Source organism: Cryobacterium glucosi (genome assembly GCF_004402235.1).
GTDB lineage: Bacteria > Actinomycetota > Actinomycetes > Actinomycetales > Microbacteriaceae > Cryobacterium > Cryobacterium glucosi.
The window spans coordinates 117,349-134,144 of record NZ_SOFS01000034.1; the positions used below are offsets into that span (position 1 = coordinate 117,349).

Annotated in this window: 16 protein-coding genes; 9 read left to right on the forward strand and 7 right to left on the reverse strand. The window is 70.8% G+C overall.

All coding sequences use genetic code 11. The features are described from left to right. Positions 1–36: 36 nt before the first annotated feature. Positions 37–519, reverse strand: coding sequence for a MarR family winged helix-turn-helix transcriptional regulator (locus E3O46_RS14710; protein ID WP_134559282.1), 483 nt, complete (start codon positions 517–519; stop codon positions 37–39). 93 nt (positions 520–612) lie between these two features. On the opposite strand from E3O46_RS14710, the gene E3O46_RS14715 reads away from it, so the two are divergent. Next, the gene (locus E3O46_RS14715; RefSeq protein ID WP_134559284.1) at positions 613–897 is read left to right on the forward strand and encodes a hypothetical protein; all 285 of its coding nucleotides are present in this window, start codon (positions 613–615) and stop codon (positions 895–897) included. 125 nt (positions 898–1,022) lie between these two features. Here E3O46_RS14715 and E3O46_RS19065 read toward each other — a convergent pair whose 3' ends face one another. The 3 genes from E3O46_RS19065 to E3O46_RS14730 all read right to left on the reverse strand — a co-directional run bounded on the left by E3O46_RS19065 (position 1,023) and on the right by E3O46_RS14730 (position 3,730). Further along, on the reverse strand, positions 1,023–1,829 hold the full coding sequence (locus E3O46_RS19065; protein ID WP_420897747.1) for a PadR family transcriptional regulator: 807 nt from the start codon (positions 1,827–1,829) through the stop codon (positions 1,023–1,025). Beyond that, positions 1,826–2,728 (reverse strand): DUF4097 family beta strand repeat-containing protein, encoded by a 903-nt coding sequence (locus tag E3O46_RS14725; protein WP_134561966.1) that lies wholly within the window; start codon positions 2,726–2,728, stop codon positions 1,826–1,828. The genes E3O46_RS19065 and E3O46_RS14725 overlap by 4 nt, the downstream gene beginning before the upstream one ends. A gap of 159 nt (positions 2,729–2,887) precedes the next feature. Next, entirely contained in the window at positions 2,888–3,730 is an 843-nt protein-coding gene (locus E3O46_RS14730) for a CPBP family intramembrane glutamic endopeptidase (protein WP_134446243.1), read from the reverse strand. Between the two features lie 92 nt (positions 3,731–3,822). Between E3O46_RS14730 and E3O46_RS14735 the strand changes: the two genes are divergently transcribed. Next, entirely contained in the window at positions 3,823–4,611 is a 789-nt protein-coding gene (locus E3O46_RS14735; RefSeq protein WP_134561967.1) for a MerR family transcriptional regulator, read from the forward strand. On the opposite strand, the gene yczE is transcribed toward E3O46_RS14735, so the two are convergent. After that, positions 4,608–5,231: a membrane protein YczE gene (yczE, locus tag E3O46_RS14740; protein WP_134561968.1), complete on the reverse strand. Its 624-nt coding sequence runs from the start codon at positions 5,229–5,231 to the stop codon at positions 4,608–4,610. The genes E3O46_RS14735 and yczE overlap by 4 nt on opposite strands. 63 nt (positions 5,232–5,294) lie before the next feature. Here yczE and yczR point away from each other — a divergent pair, with 63 nt between their 5' ends. From yczR to E3O46_RS14755, 3 genes are all read left to right on the forward strand, one after another. After that, positions 5,295–6,833, forward strand: coding sequence for a MocR-like transcription factor YczR (gene yczR, locus E3O46_RS14745; RefSeq protein WP_134561969.1), 1,539 nt, complete (start codon positions 5,295–5,297; stop codon positions 6,831–6,833). Positions 6,834–6,910: 77 nt separating this feature from the next. Next, a complete protein-coding gene (locus E3O46_RS14750; protein WP_134561970.1) occupies positions 6,911–10,324 on the forward strand; it encodes an efflux RND transporter permease subunit in 3,414 nt (1,137 codons plus the stop codon). 96 nt (positions 10,325–10,420) lie between these two features. Further along, positions 10,421–12,061 carry an NAD-dependent malic enzyme gene (locus E3O46_RS14755; protein WP_134561971.1) on the forward strand — a complete coding sequence of 547 codons (1,641 nt, stop codon included), beginning with the start codon at positions 10,421–10,423 and terminating at the stop codon, positions 12,059–12,061. Positions 12,062–12,108: 47 nt separating this feature from the next. Here the strand turns inward: E3O46_RS14755 and E3O46_RS14760 are convergent, their stop codons facing one another. After that, complete coding sequence (locus E3O46_RS14760; protein WP_134561972.1) at positions 12,109–12,819, reverse strand: DUF4232 domain-containing protein; 711 nt, start codon at positions 12,817–12,819, stop codon at positions 12,109–12,111. A gap of 152 nt (positions 12,820–12,971) precedes the next feature. On the opposite strand from E3O46_RS14760, the gene E3O46_RS14765 reads away from it, so the two are divergent. From E3O46_RS14765 to E3O46_RS14780, 4 genes are all read left to right on the forward strand, one after another. Further along, positions 12,972–13,466, forward strand: a complete 495-nt coding sequence (locus tag E3O46_RS14765) for an NUDIX hydrolase (RefSeq protein WP_134559298.1) — start codon at positions 12,972–12,974, stop codon at positions 13,464–13,466. A gap of 40 nt (positions 13,467–13,506) precedes the next feature. After that, on the forward strand, positions 13,507–14,121 hold the full coding sequence (locus tag E3O46_RS14770; protein ID WP_370294943.1) for a Dps family protein: 615 nt from the start codon (positions 13,507–13,509) through the stop codon (positions 14,119–14,121). 168 nt (positions 14,122–14,289) lie between these two features. Next, positions 14,290–15,393, forward strand: coding sequence for an acyl-CoA dehydrogenase family protein (locus tag E3O46_RS14775; protein ID WP_134559300.1), 1,104 nt, complete (start codon positions 14,290–14,292; stop codon positions 15,391–15,393). A 114-nt stretch (positions 15,394–15,507) separates the two neighbouring features. Further along, on the forward strand, positions 15,508–16,446 hold the full coding sequence (locus E3O46_RS14780; RefSeq protein ID WP_134561979.1) for a 5'-3' exonuclease: 939 nt from the start codon (positions 15,508–15,510) through the stop codon (positions 16,444–16,446). 96 nt (positions 16,447–16,542) lie between these two features. On the opposite strand, the gene E3O46_RS18445 is transcribed toward E3O46_RS14780, so the two are convergent. Further along, a partial coding sequence (locus tag E3O46_RS18445) for a hypothetical protein (protein ID WP_198413726.1) occupies positions 16,543–16,796 on the reverse strand: 254 nt, incomplete at its 5' end.

A 16,796-nucleotide genomic window follows, 5' to 3' on the forward strand; every position in this document is an offset into this window, starting at 1 on the left:
CGCTTCCCGCACCCCGCGCATCCCCGCTTTCGCGGGTCAGGGGGACTGTGCCGCGTCGATCACCCGCCAGAGCGAGGTTCGCAGCGCGGTGAGCTCATCCAGGCTCATGCCGAGCTTGTCGATGATGCGCGGCGGGATCGTGAGGGCGTCCTCGCGGAGTGCTCGACCGGCATCCGTCAGCGTGATGTCGAGCACACGTACGTCGTGCGCATTGCGACTGCGGCCGACCAGGCCGGCGGTCTCGAGGCGCTTCAGCAGCGGGGAGAGGGTCGCGGGTTCGAGGCGCAGCTCGGCGCTGAGGTCAGAGACCGAACGCGGGCTGCGTTCCCAGAGGGCGAGCAGCACGAGGTACTGCGGATGCGTGAGGCCGTACGGCTCGAGGATCGGCCGGTACACCGAGATCACACTGCGGGACGCGATCGCGAGGGCGAAGCAGACCTGGTCCTCGAGGCGGAGCAGGTCGGGCGCGGACGCGGGCACTGTCGCGGAACCGGTCGTGCCCGGGGAATCGTCTGTCATCGGTTGGTCCCGCGCCTCTGCTGTTCCCCGTCGCGACCGTCTCGACGGAATTGATTAGTGCACTAATCGTAATTGATTAGTACACTAACCATTATGACACGCGCATCGAGACGAGGAACCGGCGAACCGGGCGATTCTGACGACAGGCCGTCGGGCGAACACGGCCTCGCGGGCGCCGTGTCCTGGCTGAATCGCACGCTGCTGCCCTGGATCGGGCCGCCGCCGCTCGGCCCGTATACGACGGAGACGACCGAGCAGAAGCAGGCGGAGCGCGCCGAGGCGACCTGCCCGATCTGCGGCGAGCTGATGAGCCGGCACGAGATCGACCGCTCGGGCGAACGCACCCAGATCCACCACCCCGCCCCCGCAGCCCCCTGATCCCGCACGCCGCCCCCGACCCTTCCCCAGAAACGTGCGTACCCTTCCGCGAGAGTACGATTTTGGCCCTTAAGACACTGGTTTAAGGGCCAAAAGTACGCTCTCGCGGACGGGCGAGGCGGGGGTCAGCGGGGCAGGGCGTCCAGGATGCCGGCGCGCACCTCGGCGAGGCGGGCGCGCAGGTCCGAGACGGTCGCGGCGGGCACCCGGGCGTGCACGGCCTGCTTGCGCAGGTCCGCGCGGAGTTGCTGGCGGAACTCGTTGAGCACGAGATCGGCCTCGTGCAGGGCGCGATTGGACTCGAGGCGACGGTCCGTCGAGGTGCCCGACGTGGTCCCGGCCGGCGGGGTCTGGCCGCCTGGAGCCGCCGAGCCCGCGCTCGCGCCGGCGGAACCGGCGGTATCCGATGGGCCGTCCGCGCCCGGGTAGCTCGCACTGGCACTGGCACTGGCATCGGCACCCGCGGCCGTGCCCGGAACGGCGGAACCGGTGGTGGGACTCGAACCCCCACGTGCCCGGCCGCCCGCTCCGAAGCCCGCGTCGTCCCTGGCCCGCCTGGCGGCAGCTGCGAGATCGGTGCGCAGGCTCGTCATCGCCGCGGCGACCCCGGACCGGACCTCGTCTGCCAGCCGGCGCACCGAGTCGGTGACCTCGTCCTCGAGTGCGTCGAGGTCGCCCCCGCGCGCGAGGAGCTCGGCGCGTCCGGCGTCGGTGATCTCGTAGACGGTCTTGCGGCCGTCCGTCGACTTCGTGACGAGGCCCTCCTCCTCGAGCTTGGCCAGTCGCGGGTAGATCGTGCCCGCGCTCGGGATATACGTGCCGCCGAACCGGTCGCTGAGCGCCTGGATCAGCTCGTAACCGTGCCGCGGCTGCTCGGCGAGCAGGCTCAGCAGGTAGAGCCGCAGACTGCCGTGGGCGAAGACGGGAGTCATGCCGAGGCCCCCGTTGCGGTGTCCGCCGGGGCCTCGCCCGGCGCTTCGAACCCGGCGGCTGCGCTCGTGGCGCTCGCCGGGGCATCCGCCGCCGCGGCCGGACGCCGGACGATCGAGATGTCACCGGAGACGGAGTTCGCGTGCAGTTCGAGCCAGCTGCCCGCGAGCACGCCCGTACTCGACTCGTAGCCCTTGCCGAGGGTGCCCTTCACGGTCTGGTCGTCGAGCTGGAGGACACCCGAGATGGTGTTGAGGTGGTACTTGATCGGGAGGCCGGCCTCGACGCGTGCGGTGAGGTTGCCGCTCACGGTGTTCGTGTTGACGGTGTCCGGCGAGCCCTCGAGGTCGAGGAACACGTTGCTCGCGACGCCGTCGACGCTGAACCGGCGGATGCTGCCGCTCGCGGTGACATCGCCGGAAACGGTGTGCGTGGTGATGTCGCCGGAGTGGTTGCTGACCGAGATCTCGCCGTTGATCGCGTTGACTTCGATGTCGCCCGTGACGCCGTCGACGACGAGGTCACCGGAGACGGTGTTGAGCTTGAGGTCGCTGCGGAGGCCCGTGATGAGCGCGCCGGCCGAGACGACGCCGAGCTTGAGGGCGACGTCGCGCGGGACGGTGATGCTCACGTCCGCCCGGGCGCTGCCGCGGAAGGAGGCGAAGACCTCGATGAAGTTGTCCCAGCGCAGCTGCGGGTGGTCGACCTCGAGGGTGTCTCCGTCGAGGGAGATGCGGAGGTCCTTGCCGCTGACGCTGTGCACCTCGACGCGGGTGAACGGTTCGTCGTGGCCGATGATGTCGACCTTGCCGCCGATCAGCCCGACCTTGAGCCGGTTGACGAGTTCGACGTCGATCACCCGGGTCTGCCCGGGGGCGACCAGCCATTTTTCGAGTGCCATTGTGTGCTCCTTCTGTGGGCGTCCGTTGCGGACGCCGGAAACTTTTTCGCGTTATATCGCGTCTGGTGTGATTCACGATATATCGCGTTTCGGCGGTGCGCAACCCCCGAGCACCTTTCCGGTCGCGGGCGCGGGCGCGCGCGGGCGGGCGGGTGCGCGTCAGTAGAGGAAGATCGGCAGCCAGGCCGGGGTGTGTGCGTGCACGATCACGAGGAAGACGACGAGGTCGAAGAGCAGGTGCACGACGATGACGTAGCCGAGTGACCTGGTCAGCGCGAAGGTGAAGCCCTGCAGGAGTGCGAAGGGGAAGGTGATCAGCGGGCCCCAGCTGCGGTAGCCGAGTTCCCAGAGGAATGAGGTGAAGATCACCGCCTGGAGCAGGTTCGCGAGCCAGTCCGGGAAGTGCCGGCGCAGCAGGGCGAACACGGTGCAGATGAAGAAGAGCTCGTCCCAGATTCCGACGAAACCGACGCCGACGAAGAGCCGCCCGATCTCGTCCGGCGCGGTGACGGTCGGCCAGTTGTGAAAGGCGCCGGAGCGGATGAAATAGGTCGGCAGAATCGCATAGCCGAGCGCGATCACGACGACGAGGTACCCGAGCGCTGCGGATGTCCAGGGTCGCCCGGTGCGGATCGGGAACCGGATCGCCCGCTCGCGGTAGAGGTAGCGCGAGACCAGGTATGGCAGGAGCACCGCGAGCGTGAGCACGGCACCCATCAGCGCCATGTTCGGGTAGTCGATGTTGGCAGCGAGCGAGATGGTGCTGATCAGGAGCAGGCCGAGGGCGATGAGGGCGAGGTCACGCGCGAGCGGGCGGTCGATGACGAGGGCCGTCGTGAGGGCGAGTCCGAGAAGCAGGTAGCCCGCGGGGATCGAGACCGGCGTGTGCAGTCCGAAGAGCAGCACCGCGGACGCAGAGATCAGGGCCGCGGGCACGAGCCGGAGCGCCAGGCGCGCGCGGGGCCGCGCCGCGGCATCCGTTGCCTCGGTCGTGTCGTGCATGCCACATGGTACCGAATCGGATTCGGGAGCCCGCTTGACCTTGACGCAACGTCAAGAATTATCGTGGAGATCACAACGGACGGGGACTGAACATGGACTGGTCGATCCAGGAGATCGCGCGGCTCGCGTCGACGACGAGCCGCACGCTGCGGCACTACGGTGACCTCGGGCTGCTCCCGCCGAGCCGGATCGGCGCCAACGGCTACCGCTACTACGACGCGGCGGCGCTCGTGCGCCTGCAGCGCATCCTGATGCTGCGCGCCCTCGGGCTCGGGCTGCCCGCCATTCGCGAGGTGCTCGACCACGAAACGGATGCCGCCCGCGCCCTCGGCGCGCACCTCGCCTGGCTGCGCGGCGAGCGTGACCGCCTCGATCGCCAGATCGGTTCGGTCGAGGACACCATCACCACCCTGAACAGAAAGGAACAACTCATGGCAGAGAACATGTTCGACGGATTCGATCACACGGAACACAAGGAGGAGGTCGAGCAGCGCTGGGGAGCCGCGGCCTGGGCGAGCGGCGACTCCTGGTGGCGCGGGATGAGCGCCGCGGAGAAGGCGGCGTGGCAGGAGCGGCAGGCGCAGCTCCTCGCGGACTGGCGCGCGGCGGCCGCCTTCTCCGGAGCCTCCGGAGCATCGGGCCGGCTCGACCCGGCGGGAGCCGAGGCCCAGGCCCTCGCGCAGCGGCAGTTCGACTGGTTGCGGGCCATCCCGGGCACCCCCGGCGGCGGGCCGGGCGGTGCGGGACCCTCGAAGGAGTACTTCACGGGCCTCGGCGAGATGTATGTCTCCGACGAGCGCTTCGCCGCGAACTACGGCGGCCCCGCCGGGGCGGCCTTCGTCCGCGCGGCCCTCCTGGCCTACGCCGACCGCAACCTCTAGCGCGCTTCGGCCAGGGTCGAAGCGGGCGAGGGCGTCCGAGGCGCGGGGAGCGGCAGTGCGAGGCGGGGGATGGTCCACTGGCAGAGCGGGCCGACGAGCGCCGCGAACAGCACGGTCCCGATGCCGACATTGCCGCCGAGCACCCAGCCGAGCGCGAGCACGGTGCCCTCGATGCCGGTGCGCACGATCCAGATCGGCCAGCCGGTGCGCCGGTGCAGGCCGGTCATCAGGCCGTCGCGGGGTCCGGGGCCGAGGTGCGCCCCGATGTAGAGGCCGGTCGCGACGGCGAGCAGCAGCACGCCTGCCGCGAAGAGCAGCGCGCGCAGCCACAGGTCGAGGCCGGCGGGCACCAGCCAGAGGCCGACATCCACCGACGGGCCGACGAGGAGCGCGTTGATCACGGTGCCGGCGCCCGGCTTCTGGCGCAGCGGGATCCAGAACAGCAGCACGACGCCGCTCAGGATGACGGTCAGCAGGCCGAACCCGAGGTGGGTGTGGCCGTCGATGCCCTGGGTGAGCACGTCCCAGGGAGCGACGCCGATCGCGCCGCGCACCATCAGCGCGATCGCGATGCCGTACAGGAAGAGGCCAATAAGCAGTTGGATGAGACGACGGGTCATGGAAACCAATCCAATTGCACGAGTGGACTGTTATCAAGTAGCCAATCTGTCTAGAGTGGCCTCATGTCGGACACCCAGCTCAGCGCCCGTGCCCTCGAGTCGAAGCTCGGCGAGTGGCGCACCGGCGGGAGTGCCTACCGGGGGCTCGCCGATCGCATCCGCTTGCTCGCCCTCGACGGCCGCCTGACCGCCGGCACCCGCCTGCCCGCCGAACGCGAGTTGGGCGTGCGCCTCGGGCTGAGCCGCACGACTGTGACGGCCGCCTACCGCGAGCTGCGCGCCGCGGGGCTGCTCTCGAGCGTGCGCGGTTCGGGCAGCGTGGTGCGGCTGCCGGGCTCCGGCACGGGCTCCGGCGCGGGCTCCGGCGCGGCGGCCGGCCCTGGCCCAGGGAGTGCGTCGGGCGACAGCGGCGTCCTCGATCTCAGCAAGGCGACGATGTCGGCCCTCGGCGGGCTGGCGGATGTCGCCGCGCGGGCAGCAGAGGACCTCTCGCGTCACCTGAACGGTCCGGGCTTCGATCCGGTCGGCATCCCGGAGTTGCGCGCCGCGATCGCCGAACGCTACCGGGTGCGGGGGCTCCCGACCGACCCGGACCAGATCATGGTGACGATCGGAGCCCAGCACGCGATCTCGCTCCTCGCCCGGGTGTTCGTCAGCCGCGGCGACCGGGTGCTGATCGAACAGCCGAGCTACCCGCACGCGGTTGAAGCGCTCAGCGCGGCCGGGGCGCGGCTCGTGCCGGTGAGCGTGACGGCGCGCGCGGGCGACGGCTCGTCCGGCTGGGACGAGCCCGCCCTGCTCCAGGCCCTCCGGGGCAGCAATCCCGTGCTCGGCTACCTGATGCCCGACTTCCACAACCCGACCGGGCAGACGATGCCCGCCGAGCAACGGACCCGTGTGATCGAGGCCGCCGCCCGGCAGGGCACGGTCCTCATCGCGGACGAGACCATGGGAGAGCTCAGCATCGACCGGACCGACGATTTCATGCCGTTCGCGGCATACGCACAGGGCGAGCCGGGAAATGCGGGAATGAACGGCTATGGAAGCGGATCTGGCGCCGGCGTCCCCGCCACGGTCGTCACGGTCGGCTCGGTGGGCAAGACCATCTGGGGTGGCCTGCGCATCGGCTGGATCAGGGCGGAGCCCGCGCTGATCCGCCGGCTGGTTGCCGCGCGCACGGCAACGGACATGGGCACGCCGATCCTCGAGCAACTCATCGTCACCCGGATGCTCCCGGAGATGCCGGCGATACTCGAGCGCCGCAGCCGCGAGCTCCGGGCCGGGCGCGACCACCTCGAGGCGCTCCTCGCCGCGCGCTTCCCCGAGTGGACCGTGCCGCACGTCGACGGCGGCCTCACGGCGTGGGTCAACCTCGGGCGACCCGTGAGCTCCCAGCTCGCGCTCGCCGCGCGCAACCACGGCCTTCTCGTGCCGGCCGGTCCCCGCTTCGGCGTCGACGGCGCCTTCGAGCGCTTCCTGCGGGTCCCGTTCTGCCACGGGGCGTTCGAGATGGAACGCGCTGTGGACGCACTGGGCCTGGCCTGGGGGACGCTGCTGCGGCACCCGCTGCCCGACACCGGGTACCTCGCCGACGTCGTCTGACTCCGAGGCGCCATTCCGCGCCGAACCGGGGGTGCGAAACGCAACACGGGCGTCACACGGCGATGCGATACTGAGCCATGCATTTTCTCGCCGTGCTGAGCATGAAGAACAGGGCCCTGATCGCCCTGATCACGATCGTCGCAGCCATCTTCGGCAGCCTCGCCCTCACGAGCCTCAAGCAGGAACTCATCCCCTCCCTGCAGCTGCCGCAGTTGCTCGTCTCCACGAGCTACCCCGGCGCCTCGCCCGAGGTCGTCAACGACGACGTCTCGACGCCGATCGAGACCGCCATCCAGGGCATCGCGGGCCTCGAATCCACCTCGACGACGAGCAGCACGAACTCCTCGCTCGTGAGTGCGACGTTCACGTACGGCACCGACCTCGTCAAGGCAGAATCCCGCATCAGCCAGGCGATCAACCGCATCAAGACCCGGCTGCCCGACAACCTCGACCCGCAGGTGATCAGCGGCAGCATCGACGACTTCCCGGTCATCTCCCTCGCTGTCTCCGGCGGCGACCAGGCCACCCTCGCCGACGACCTCAAGCGCAGCGTGCTCGGCGACATCCGTGACGTGTCCGGGGTGCGCGAGGCCGCGCTCGTCGGCGATGTCGGCCGCCGGGTGACCATCACAGCGGATGCCGCGGCCCTGGCCGCCCGCGGCCTCAGCACGCAGGCCATCCGTTCGGCCCTGCAGCAGAACGGCGCGCTCATCCCCGCCGGCTCGCTCACCGAGGGCGACAAGACCCTGTCGGTCCAGGCCGGCGGCAAGCTCACCTCCGCCGCGGACATCGCAGCCCTGCCCCTTCTCGCAACCGGCGCCGGCACCGCCCCTGGCGCCGCTCCGGCCACCCCGCCCACGATCGGCGACGTCGCCACCGTCGTGCTCGGTGAGAACCCCGTCGCGAGCATCTCCCGCGTCAACGGCCAGCCGGCCCTCACGATCGCGGTCACGAAGGTGCCCGCCGCCAACACGGTCGACGTATCGACGGCCGTGCGCGCGGTCCTGCCGAGGCTTCAGGATGCCGTCCCCGGCACGACCTTCACCGTCGTCTTCGACCAGGCCCCGTTCATCCAGGAGTCGATCAACTCGCTCACCCAGGAGGGCATCCTCGGGCTCGTCTTCGCCGTGCTCGTGATCCTCGTCTTCCTGCTCTCGGTGCGCGCCACGCTCGTCACGGCGATCTCGATCCCGACCTCCGTGCTGATCACCTTCATCGGCCTGCAGGGCGTCGGGTACTCGCTCAACATCCTCACCCTCGGCGCGCTGACCATCGCGATCGGCCGTGTCGTGGACGACTCGATCGTCGTGATCGAGAACATCAAGCGCCACCTCGTGCCCGGGGCGGACCGTTCCGAGACCATCGTCGCGGCCGTACGCGAGGTCGCCGGCGCGATCACCGCGTCGACGATCACGACCGTCACGGTCTTTCTGCCGATCGCCTTCGTCGGCGGGTCCACCGGCGAACTCTTCCGCCCCTTCGCCCTCACCGTCACGATCGCGCTGCTCGCCTCCCTGCTCGTCTCGCTCACGATCGTGCCCGTACTCGCCTACTGGTTCCTGCGCGCCCCGAGCCCGAAGCCCGCCAGGACGCCGAAGCCCGCGAAGCCCACCAAGCCCGCCAAGGCGCCGAAGTCTGCTCAGCCGGGTAAGGCTCCCGAGACCGCCCCGGTTCTCGTGACAACGGATGCCGCCGCGTTCGCGGTCGCCGACCCGACCGGCCCCGGCGCGCTCGCGGCCGAGTCCGCGCAAACAACGACCGTCGCCGACGCGCCCGCGGACCACCCTGGCGGGTCCGCACCCGCGGCGACCCCCGCTACCCCTACCGCTGCGGCCGCCGCGTCCCGGCGGACCCGGCGCGCGGCATCCGCCCCCGCGGACGCGATCGTCGAGGAGCCGAGCCGGCTGCAGACCGGATACCTGCCGATCATCCGCTGGACGCTCCGGCACGCCGTCGCCACCCTGCTGCTCTCCGTGCTCGTGCTCGGCGGAACGGTCGCGATCATCCCGTTCATGAAGGTCAACTTCCTCGGCTCGACCGGCCAGACCACGTTCCGGGTCGCCCAGGCTCTCCCGGTCGGCACGAGCCTCGCCGCCCAGGACACCGCCTCGACGGCGGTCGAATCGGCATTGCGCGGCACGCCGGGCGTCAAGATCGTCCAGGTGTCGATCGGCGGCGGCAGCGCCCTCGCCGCGTTCGCCGGGGGAGCGCCGACCACGAGCACCGTGACCTACTCGGTCACGACCGACGGCGTGGCCAAGCCCGACGCCGTGCAGGACGCCGTCCGCGGCAAGCTCGCCGCACTCACCGGCGTCGGCGACTTCTCGGTCACGGCCGGCGGCGGCTTCGGCGGCACCTCGGACATCGCCGTCGACATCACCGCGGCCAACGGCGCCGACCTGCAGACAGCGAGCGACAGCATCCTCGCCGCCGTGAAGAAGCTCGAGGCGATCAAGGAGAGCTCGAGCAACCTCGCCGCCTCCAGGCCCTACCTCGCCGTGACGATCGACCGCACGAAGGCCGCCGCCGCCGGCCTGAGCGAGCTCGCGCTCGGCACCCTCGTCTCCCAGGCGATGCAGCCGAGCGTCGTCGGGTCGATCGTGATCAACGAGGCGAACCTGTCCGTGTATCTCACCGGGGCCAACTCGCCGGCGACGACGGCCGAGCTCGCCGCCCTGCCGATCCCGACCCTCGCCGGGCCGGTCGCGCTCAGCACCCTCGCGACCGTCGCGCAGGTCGACGGCCCGGCCACCCTCACGACGACGAAGGGCCTGCGCACCGCGACGGTCTCGGCGACGCCGAACAACAACGACCTCGGCACCGCCAACGCCCAGATGGCGACCGTGCTCGCCGACACGACCCTGCCGACCGGCGCGACCGCGACCCTTGGCGGTGTCACGAAGGACCAGACCGACGCGTTCCAGCAGCTCGGCATCGCTCTGCTCGCCGCGATCCTGATCGTCTACATCGTGATGGTCGCGACGTTCCGGTCGCTGCTGCAGCCGCTGCTGCTGCTCGTGTCCATCCCGTTCGCGGCGACGGGGGCCATCGCGCTGCAGGTGATCACCGGCATCCCCCTCGGAGTGCCCTCGCTGATCGGCGTGCTGATGCTGATCGGGATCGTCGTGACGAACGCGATCGTGCTGATCGACCTCGTCAACCAGTACCGGCGGCGGGGGCTCGACGTGCGCGAGGCGCTCGTCAACGGGGCCTCCCGGCGGCTGCGCCCGATCCTGATGACCGCCCTCGCCACGATCTTCGCCCTGCTCCCGATGGCGGTCGGCCTCACCGGCACCGGCGGGTTCATCTCCCAGCCGCTCGCCCTGGTCGTGATCGGCGGCCTGGTCTCCTCGACCCTGCTCACCCTCATCGTGCTCCCGGTGCTGTACTTCCTCGTCGAGGGCGGCAGGGAACGCAGGGCTGTCCGTCGCGAGGAGAAGAATGCGGCGCGCGCCGCCTCGGCGGCCGATGCAGGGACGAACCTCGGGTAAACGCGGGGTTAAACTGGGTGAAGCGGGGTAGGCAGCAGCCTCAGGCCCGGCACACCGGTCACACCGTCGCGGCCTCCAACTCGCGAGAGGCACTTCATGACCGGGCGTTCCCTGCTCTCCGACCCGTACCGCAACAAGGGCACCGCGTTCACCCGGGCCGAGCGGATGCGCGGCGGCATCACCGGGCAGCTGCCGCACGTCGTGCAGACCATCGAGCAGCAATCGGGTCAGCTCTACCGGCGGTTCCTGGCCCGGCCGAACGACCTCGAGAAGCGCCTGTTCCTGATGGACGTCTGCGCGCGCAACCGCCGGCTGTTCTACTATGCGATGTCCCGGCACCTCGTCGAATTCCTGCCGATCGTGTACGCGCCGACCGTCGCCCAGGCGATCCAGCAGTACAGCGACTGCTACGCGGGCAGCGATGTCGCCTACATCTCCGCACTCGATCCCGAGAGCATCGGGGAGGCGCTCCAGATCTACGCCAACGGCCGGGACATCCGCCTGATCGTCGCGACCGACGGCGAGGGAATCCTCGGCATCGGCGACTGGGGCGTCAACGGGGCCGAGATCCTCACCGGCAAGGTCGCCGTCTACACCGCGGCAGCGGGCATCGACCCCGCCCAGATCCTGCCGGTGTTCATCGACGTCGGCACCGACAATGCCGGGCTGCTCGACGACTCGCGGTACCTCGGGAATCGGTTTCCGCGCATCCGTGGCGCCGACTACGACCGGTTCATCGACGACTTCGTTCAGACGGCGCTCGGGCTGTTCCCGGGCGCGCTGCTGCACTGGGAGGACTTCGGCCGCGCGACGGCGGCGCCGATCCTCGAGCGGTATCGCGACAGCATCTGCACCCTCAACGACGACATCCAGGGCACCGGCGTCACGATCCTCGCCGCCCTGAACACGAGCATCCTGATCTCCGGGTTGACCCTGGGCGACCAGCGCGTGTTGATCTTCGGCGCGGGGACCGCCGGGATCGGCATCGCCGACCAGATCGTCGACGAGCTCGTCGTGACCGGGGGACAGTCCCTCGCCGAGGCCGAGGCCCGGATCTACCTGATGGACCGGCAGGGGCTCATCGTCGACACCCTGCCCGACCTCACCGCCGGCCAGCGCCGGTACGCCCGGCCCGCACGGGAACTGGCCGGCGATGCGTTCGCGCCCGCGCTCGCCGACCCGCGCTCGCTGCACAGCGCGATCGCCGCTGTGCACCCGACCGCGCTCATCGGCACGTCGACCCAGTTCGGCGCCTTCACCGAGGCTGCCGTGCGTGAGATGGCCGCCCACGTCGAACGCCCGCTGATCTGCCCGATCTCCAACCCGGCCGAGCTCGCCGAGGCGACCGCGGCCGACGTAATCGAGTGGACGGCCGGCGCGGCCCTCGTGAGCACCGGCTGCCCGTCAGCCCCCGTGCGGTTCGACGGGGTCGACTACGAGATCGGCCAGGGCAACAACGCGCTGATGTATCCGGGGATCTGCTTCGGAGCGATCGTCGCCCGGGCGACCGTGCTGAACCGGGCCATGCTCCTCGCCGCCGCCCACGCGATCGCCGGCATGGTCGACGTGACCCGGCCCGGCGCGGCCGTGCTGCCCTCGTTCCGGGACCTGCCCGAGGTGTCGCGCCGCGTCGCCGTCGCCGTGGTCACCCAAGCGGTGCGCGACGGCGTCAACGGCGTCGCCATCGCCGACCCAGAGGCCGCGGTCGCCGCCGCGACCTGGCGCCCCGGCTACTAGCCGATCCCGCTCGGACCGGCTGCCAACGGGGCCGGCCCGGTTTGTGACTAGTAGACGAGAGAAGCCGGGGCGAACGGACCGACCTTCACGAGGCCGATGAGCGGGTCGTCGCAACCCTGGATCGGATTGGGCGTCGTCACCCGGCGAGGGACATCCGTGCCGGGCGGTGTCACGTCGAGCTCGGTGACGGCCACGAGCGTGCAGGTGTATGCGCCCGCCTGATTCAGGTGCAGCAGGCTGTAGGCGGATGCCCCGGGAGCGAGTTCGACGGCAGCCTCCGTCACCGTCGGGTAGCGTTCGTGTGCCGCGGCCGGGCCGAGCAGTGCCCCGGTGACCGCATTCACCAGCCGGACACCGGGGTACCCCTGCACGGTGCAGGCCTGGGATCCGGTGTTGGTCAAAGTGAGGTCCCAGTAGAAGCTGCTCATCCCGCTGTCCATCGGCCGCGAGGCCAGGGTGGCGCCGAGCGCGTCGGCGGAGCAGGCTGCGGGAACGTCATCGCCGGGCGTGGGCGTGGGGACCGCTGTGGGTGATCCGGAGGGGGTGCCGGTCGGGGCACCTGTCGCCGTTGGGACGGCCGAGGCCGAGGCCGAGGCCGATGCCGATGCCGTCGCACTGGCCGTCGGCGACGGTGCCGCCGTCCCGCACGCGGAGAGCGTTGTGCAGAGCAGTGCCGCTGCGCCGAGCGCCGCCGCCATTCGGCGCCCGGTGCCGCGCGAAGTCCCCCGCCGCGCTCCCTCGACCCGTGATCCGGTCATGTCGCCCCCCCCTGTCGCGGTCCGTCTGAGAGGCCGCGTCACCAGTCTCGCACCCGGCTTGTGCGGTGAGTTCGAGCGCGAGGGGGGTTGCGCATCCCGGCAACCGGTGCCGCGGTGGCCAACTCAGGAGATCCGCTGGCTAGGCTCGAAGGATGGCCACCCCCGATTTCATCCTCGAACTGCGCAAGAGCATCGGACACGCCCCGCTCTGGCTCATCGGCGTCACCGCGGTCGTCGTGCGCGGCGACGAAGCGCTCCTCGTCCGCCGCGCCGACAACGGCAACTGGTCGAACGTCGCCGGCGTCGTCGACCCCGGTGAAGAACCCGCGGATGCCGCGGCCCGCGAAATCCTCGAGGAGTCCGGCATCGTCGCCGAGGTCGACGCTCTCGTCGGTGTCTTCGCCCGCGAGCCCCTCCAATACGCCAACGGTGATCACGCCCAATATCTCGACGTGCTCTTCCGCTGCCGGTGGGTGAGCGGTGAGCCGCACCCGGCCGACGGCGAGAATACGGCGGCGGCCTGGTGGCCGCTCGACGCGCTCCCGCCCCTGCCGGGCACGCACGACGAGCGGCTTCAGCTCGCCGTCGACCAGTCCGGGCCCGCGCTCTTCCGCCGCCGCGACACCCCGGCCGACACCCAGGCCTAGCGCCGGTCGAGGCACACCCGAACAGGGGCATCCGCTCGACCTGACACGGCGGCGACACCCCTGCTATCGTGCTGTTCGAAACGAGCGGGACCCTCGCCCGGCATCCGTCGGAGCCGACGTCCCGCGTGAGAGGGGCACACCCATGAAGGCATCGGCTGAACTCGGCGGCAACCTCCAGTCCGTCCTCGTCGACCTGATCGAACTCCACGTTCAGGGCAAGCAGGCGCACTGGAGTGTCGTCGGCCACAACTTCCGCGACCTGCACCTGCAGCTCGACGAGATCATCGACGATGCACGCATCTTCTCCGACGAGCTGGCCGAGCGGATGCGCGCACTCGACGCCCTCCCCGACGGACGCACCGAGACGGTCGCCAAGGACACCCACCTGCCGAAGTTCCCGGCGGGCGAGGTCGACACCGCGGAAACCGTCGTCATGATCACGGAACGGCTCGACGCGACGGTCAAGAACATCCGCAAGGTGCACGACGCCGTTGACGAAGAGGACCCGACAAGCGCCGATATCCTGCACGGCTTCATCGAGAAGCTCGAGCAGTACGCCTGGATGGTCAGCGCCGAGAACCGCCTGCCGCGGAAGGCGACCGCCAAGTCGCCGACCCGCCCCTCCGGCCGGGCCCTCACAGACATCACCGACTGATCCAGGGGCCGGACGGGCACGCTCGGATCCGAACGCGGGTCCGGCGGCGAAGGTGAAACGACGAACACAGCGGAACCGGGGATGCGGCACAGTGGGCTCGGCGAGAGGAGGACGCCGAAACAGTGCACGCGGGTCAAGAATGACAAGCGAAAGAAGGCGAGGCCGCAGATGAACCAGCGGAACTTCGACAGTGAGAGTGCCCCGGTCTGGCTCGGTGCGCCCGGTGATCGCGAGTCGAGTGAGCAACTCCGGGTGGTCGCCGACGAGGCCCTCCTCGTGACCGGCGACACCGGGCGGGCGCTCCGCCTCGCAACGCACCTCGGTTCCCGTCTTCCGGCCATCGGGGAGGGCAATACCCGGCACCTCTTCGAGATGCTCGCGACGGTCTCGGCGGCCGACCTGTCGGCGGCGCGCGTCACCGACGGTCATCTCGCCGCCCTCTCGGTCCTGGGCCAGGCATCCGTCGAACCGGCGCAGCTGCCCGGCGGTGAGACGGGCCGGACCCGCAGCTGGGGTGTCTTCGCGGCCGAAGCGCGCGGCACCCGCCTCGACGCGACCGAGTCGGAGCAGGGCTGGCGACTCGACGGGCTCAAGCCGTGGTGCTCGCTCGCGGGCTCGCTGAGCAATGCCCTCGTCACGGCGCACACCTCGAGTGATGCGCTGCGGCTCTTCGCGGTCGACCTCGCCGCGCCGGGCATCACCGTGCTCGAGGACACCTGGGTCGGCAGGGGACTGCCCTCGATCACGAGCGGTCCCGTTGACTTCCGCGGCGTGCCCGCGGTCGCGATCCGCGAGGACGACTGGTATTTCAACCGGCCGGGCTACGCCTGGGGCGGGATCGGCGTCGCCGCGTGCTGGTTCGGCGGCGCGGTCGGGATCGCCCGTCGGGTATTCCGCGGCGCGCAGGACTGGCCGGCGGACCAGATCGCACTCGCGCACCTCGGTGCGATCGACGTGACCCTGAGCGCGTGCGGAGGCGTCCTCGCGGCAGCGGCAGCGTCGATCGACGACGGCACCGCGACCGGACAGGCCGGGGCGCTCCTCGCGGCGAGGGTGCGGGGTCTCGTCGCGCGCTCGGTCGAGGAGGTCATCGCACGGGCCGGGCATGCGCTCGGCCCCTGGCCGCTCGCCTTCGAGGCCCGTCACTCGCAGCGGGTCGCCGACCTCGAGCTCTACGTGCGCCAGCACCACGCCGAACGCGACGAGGCCGCGCTCGGCGCCCTGCTCCTCGACGGCGGCCCGGTTCCCGGCGGCGGCCCCTCGCCCTGGTGAGCGGGGGCGTTTCGGCCGGCACAACAGCCCGCCACGACAGGGATCCCGCCCCGGTGGACGCACGGGGGTCCGATATGTCAGGATTCCGCCGTGACCACTCCACCGGAGCGCCGGATGCTGCTCGACACCGCTGCCCTGTACTTCCGCGCCTTCTACGGGGTGCCCGACACCGTGCGCGCGCCGAACGGCCAGCCGGTCAACGCCGTGCGCGGGCTGCTCGACATCATCACCCGGCTCGTCACCGAGTTCCCGCCTACTGAGATCGTGGCCTGCTGGGACGACGACTGGCGGCCGCAGTGGCGCGTCGACCTGATCCCGACCTACAAGACCCATCGGGTCGCCGCGGCTGTCGAGTCTCCCGCAGCGGATGCCCCCACCGCGACCGAGGACGTCCCCGACCTCCTCAGCCTGCAGATTCCGATCATCCGCGAGCTGCTCGCCGCGCTCGGAATCCCGGTGATCGGTGCCCCGCGGCACGAAGCAGACGACGTGATCGGCACCCTCGCCTCGCACGCGGACGTGCCCGTCGATGTCATCACCGGCGACCGCGACCTCTTCCAGCTCGTCGACGACTCCCGCGACGTGCGGGTGATCTACACCGGCCGCGGCATGGCCAGGCTGGAGACGCTCACCGATGCCGCGCTGCTTGCCAAGACCGGGGTCACCCCGGCGCAGTACGCCGACTTCGCGGCCCTCCGCGGCGACGCCTCCGACGGACTTCCCGGGGTCGCCGGGGTGGGTGAGAAGACCGCAGCTACGTTGCTTGCCGATTTCGGCGACCTCGACGGGATCGTCGCAGCGGCCGCCGATCCGGCCTCGGCGCTGGCAGCGGGTGTGCGTGGCAAGATCATCGCCGCCGCCGACTACCTCACAGTCGCACCGACCGTCGTCAACGTCGTGCGCGACCTGAAGCTCCCGGCATTCGACGCCCGGATCCGCCCGAGCACCCCGGAGCAGGATGCCGAGCTCGACCGTCTCTCCGCCGAATGGGGCCTCACGACCGCGATGAAGCGCGTGCGAACCGCCCTGTTCGCTCTCACCGAGCGGCGATGAGCGGCACTCCCCGATACGCAGGCCAGAATCGGATGCCGGTGTAACCGCTGCCCAGTCTGGCGGAAGGGCCGCGTGCCGTTGGGCGCGATGTTGCGGTCAGCGGAGTCGGCGCGCTCGCCGTGACCGCCCGGCCAATATGAGCACGAGTCCGACGCCGAGCAACGCGCCGGTTCCGATCAGAGCGGGGGCGATGTCGATTCCAGTCGCGGCAAGCTCCGTGACGGGCCCGGTCGTGCTGGGTTGAGTGGTGGCCGAGGGTGTCGGCGTGGCCGTGGCGGCGGCGTCTGCTGCGGCCTGGGCGGCGGCGGCCTCGGCGGCGGCCTGCGCCGCTGCGGCGGCCGCCGCGGTCT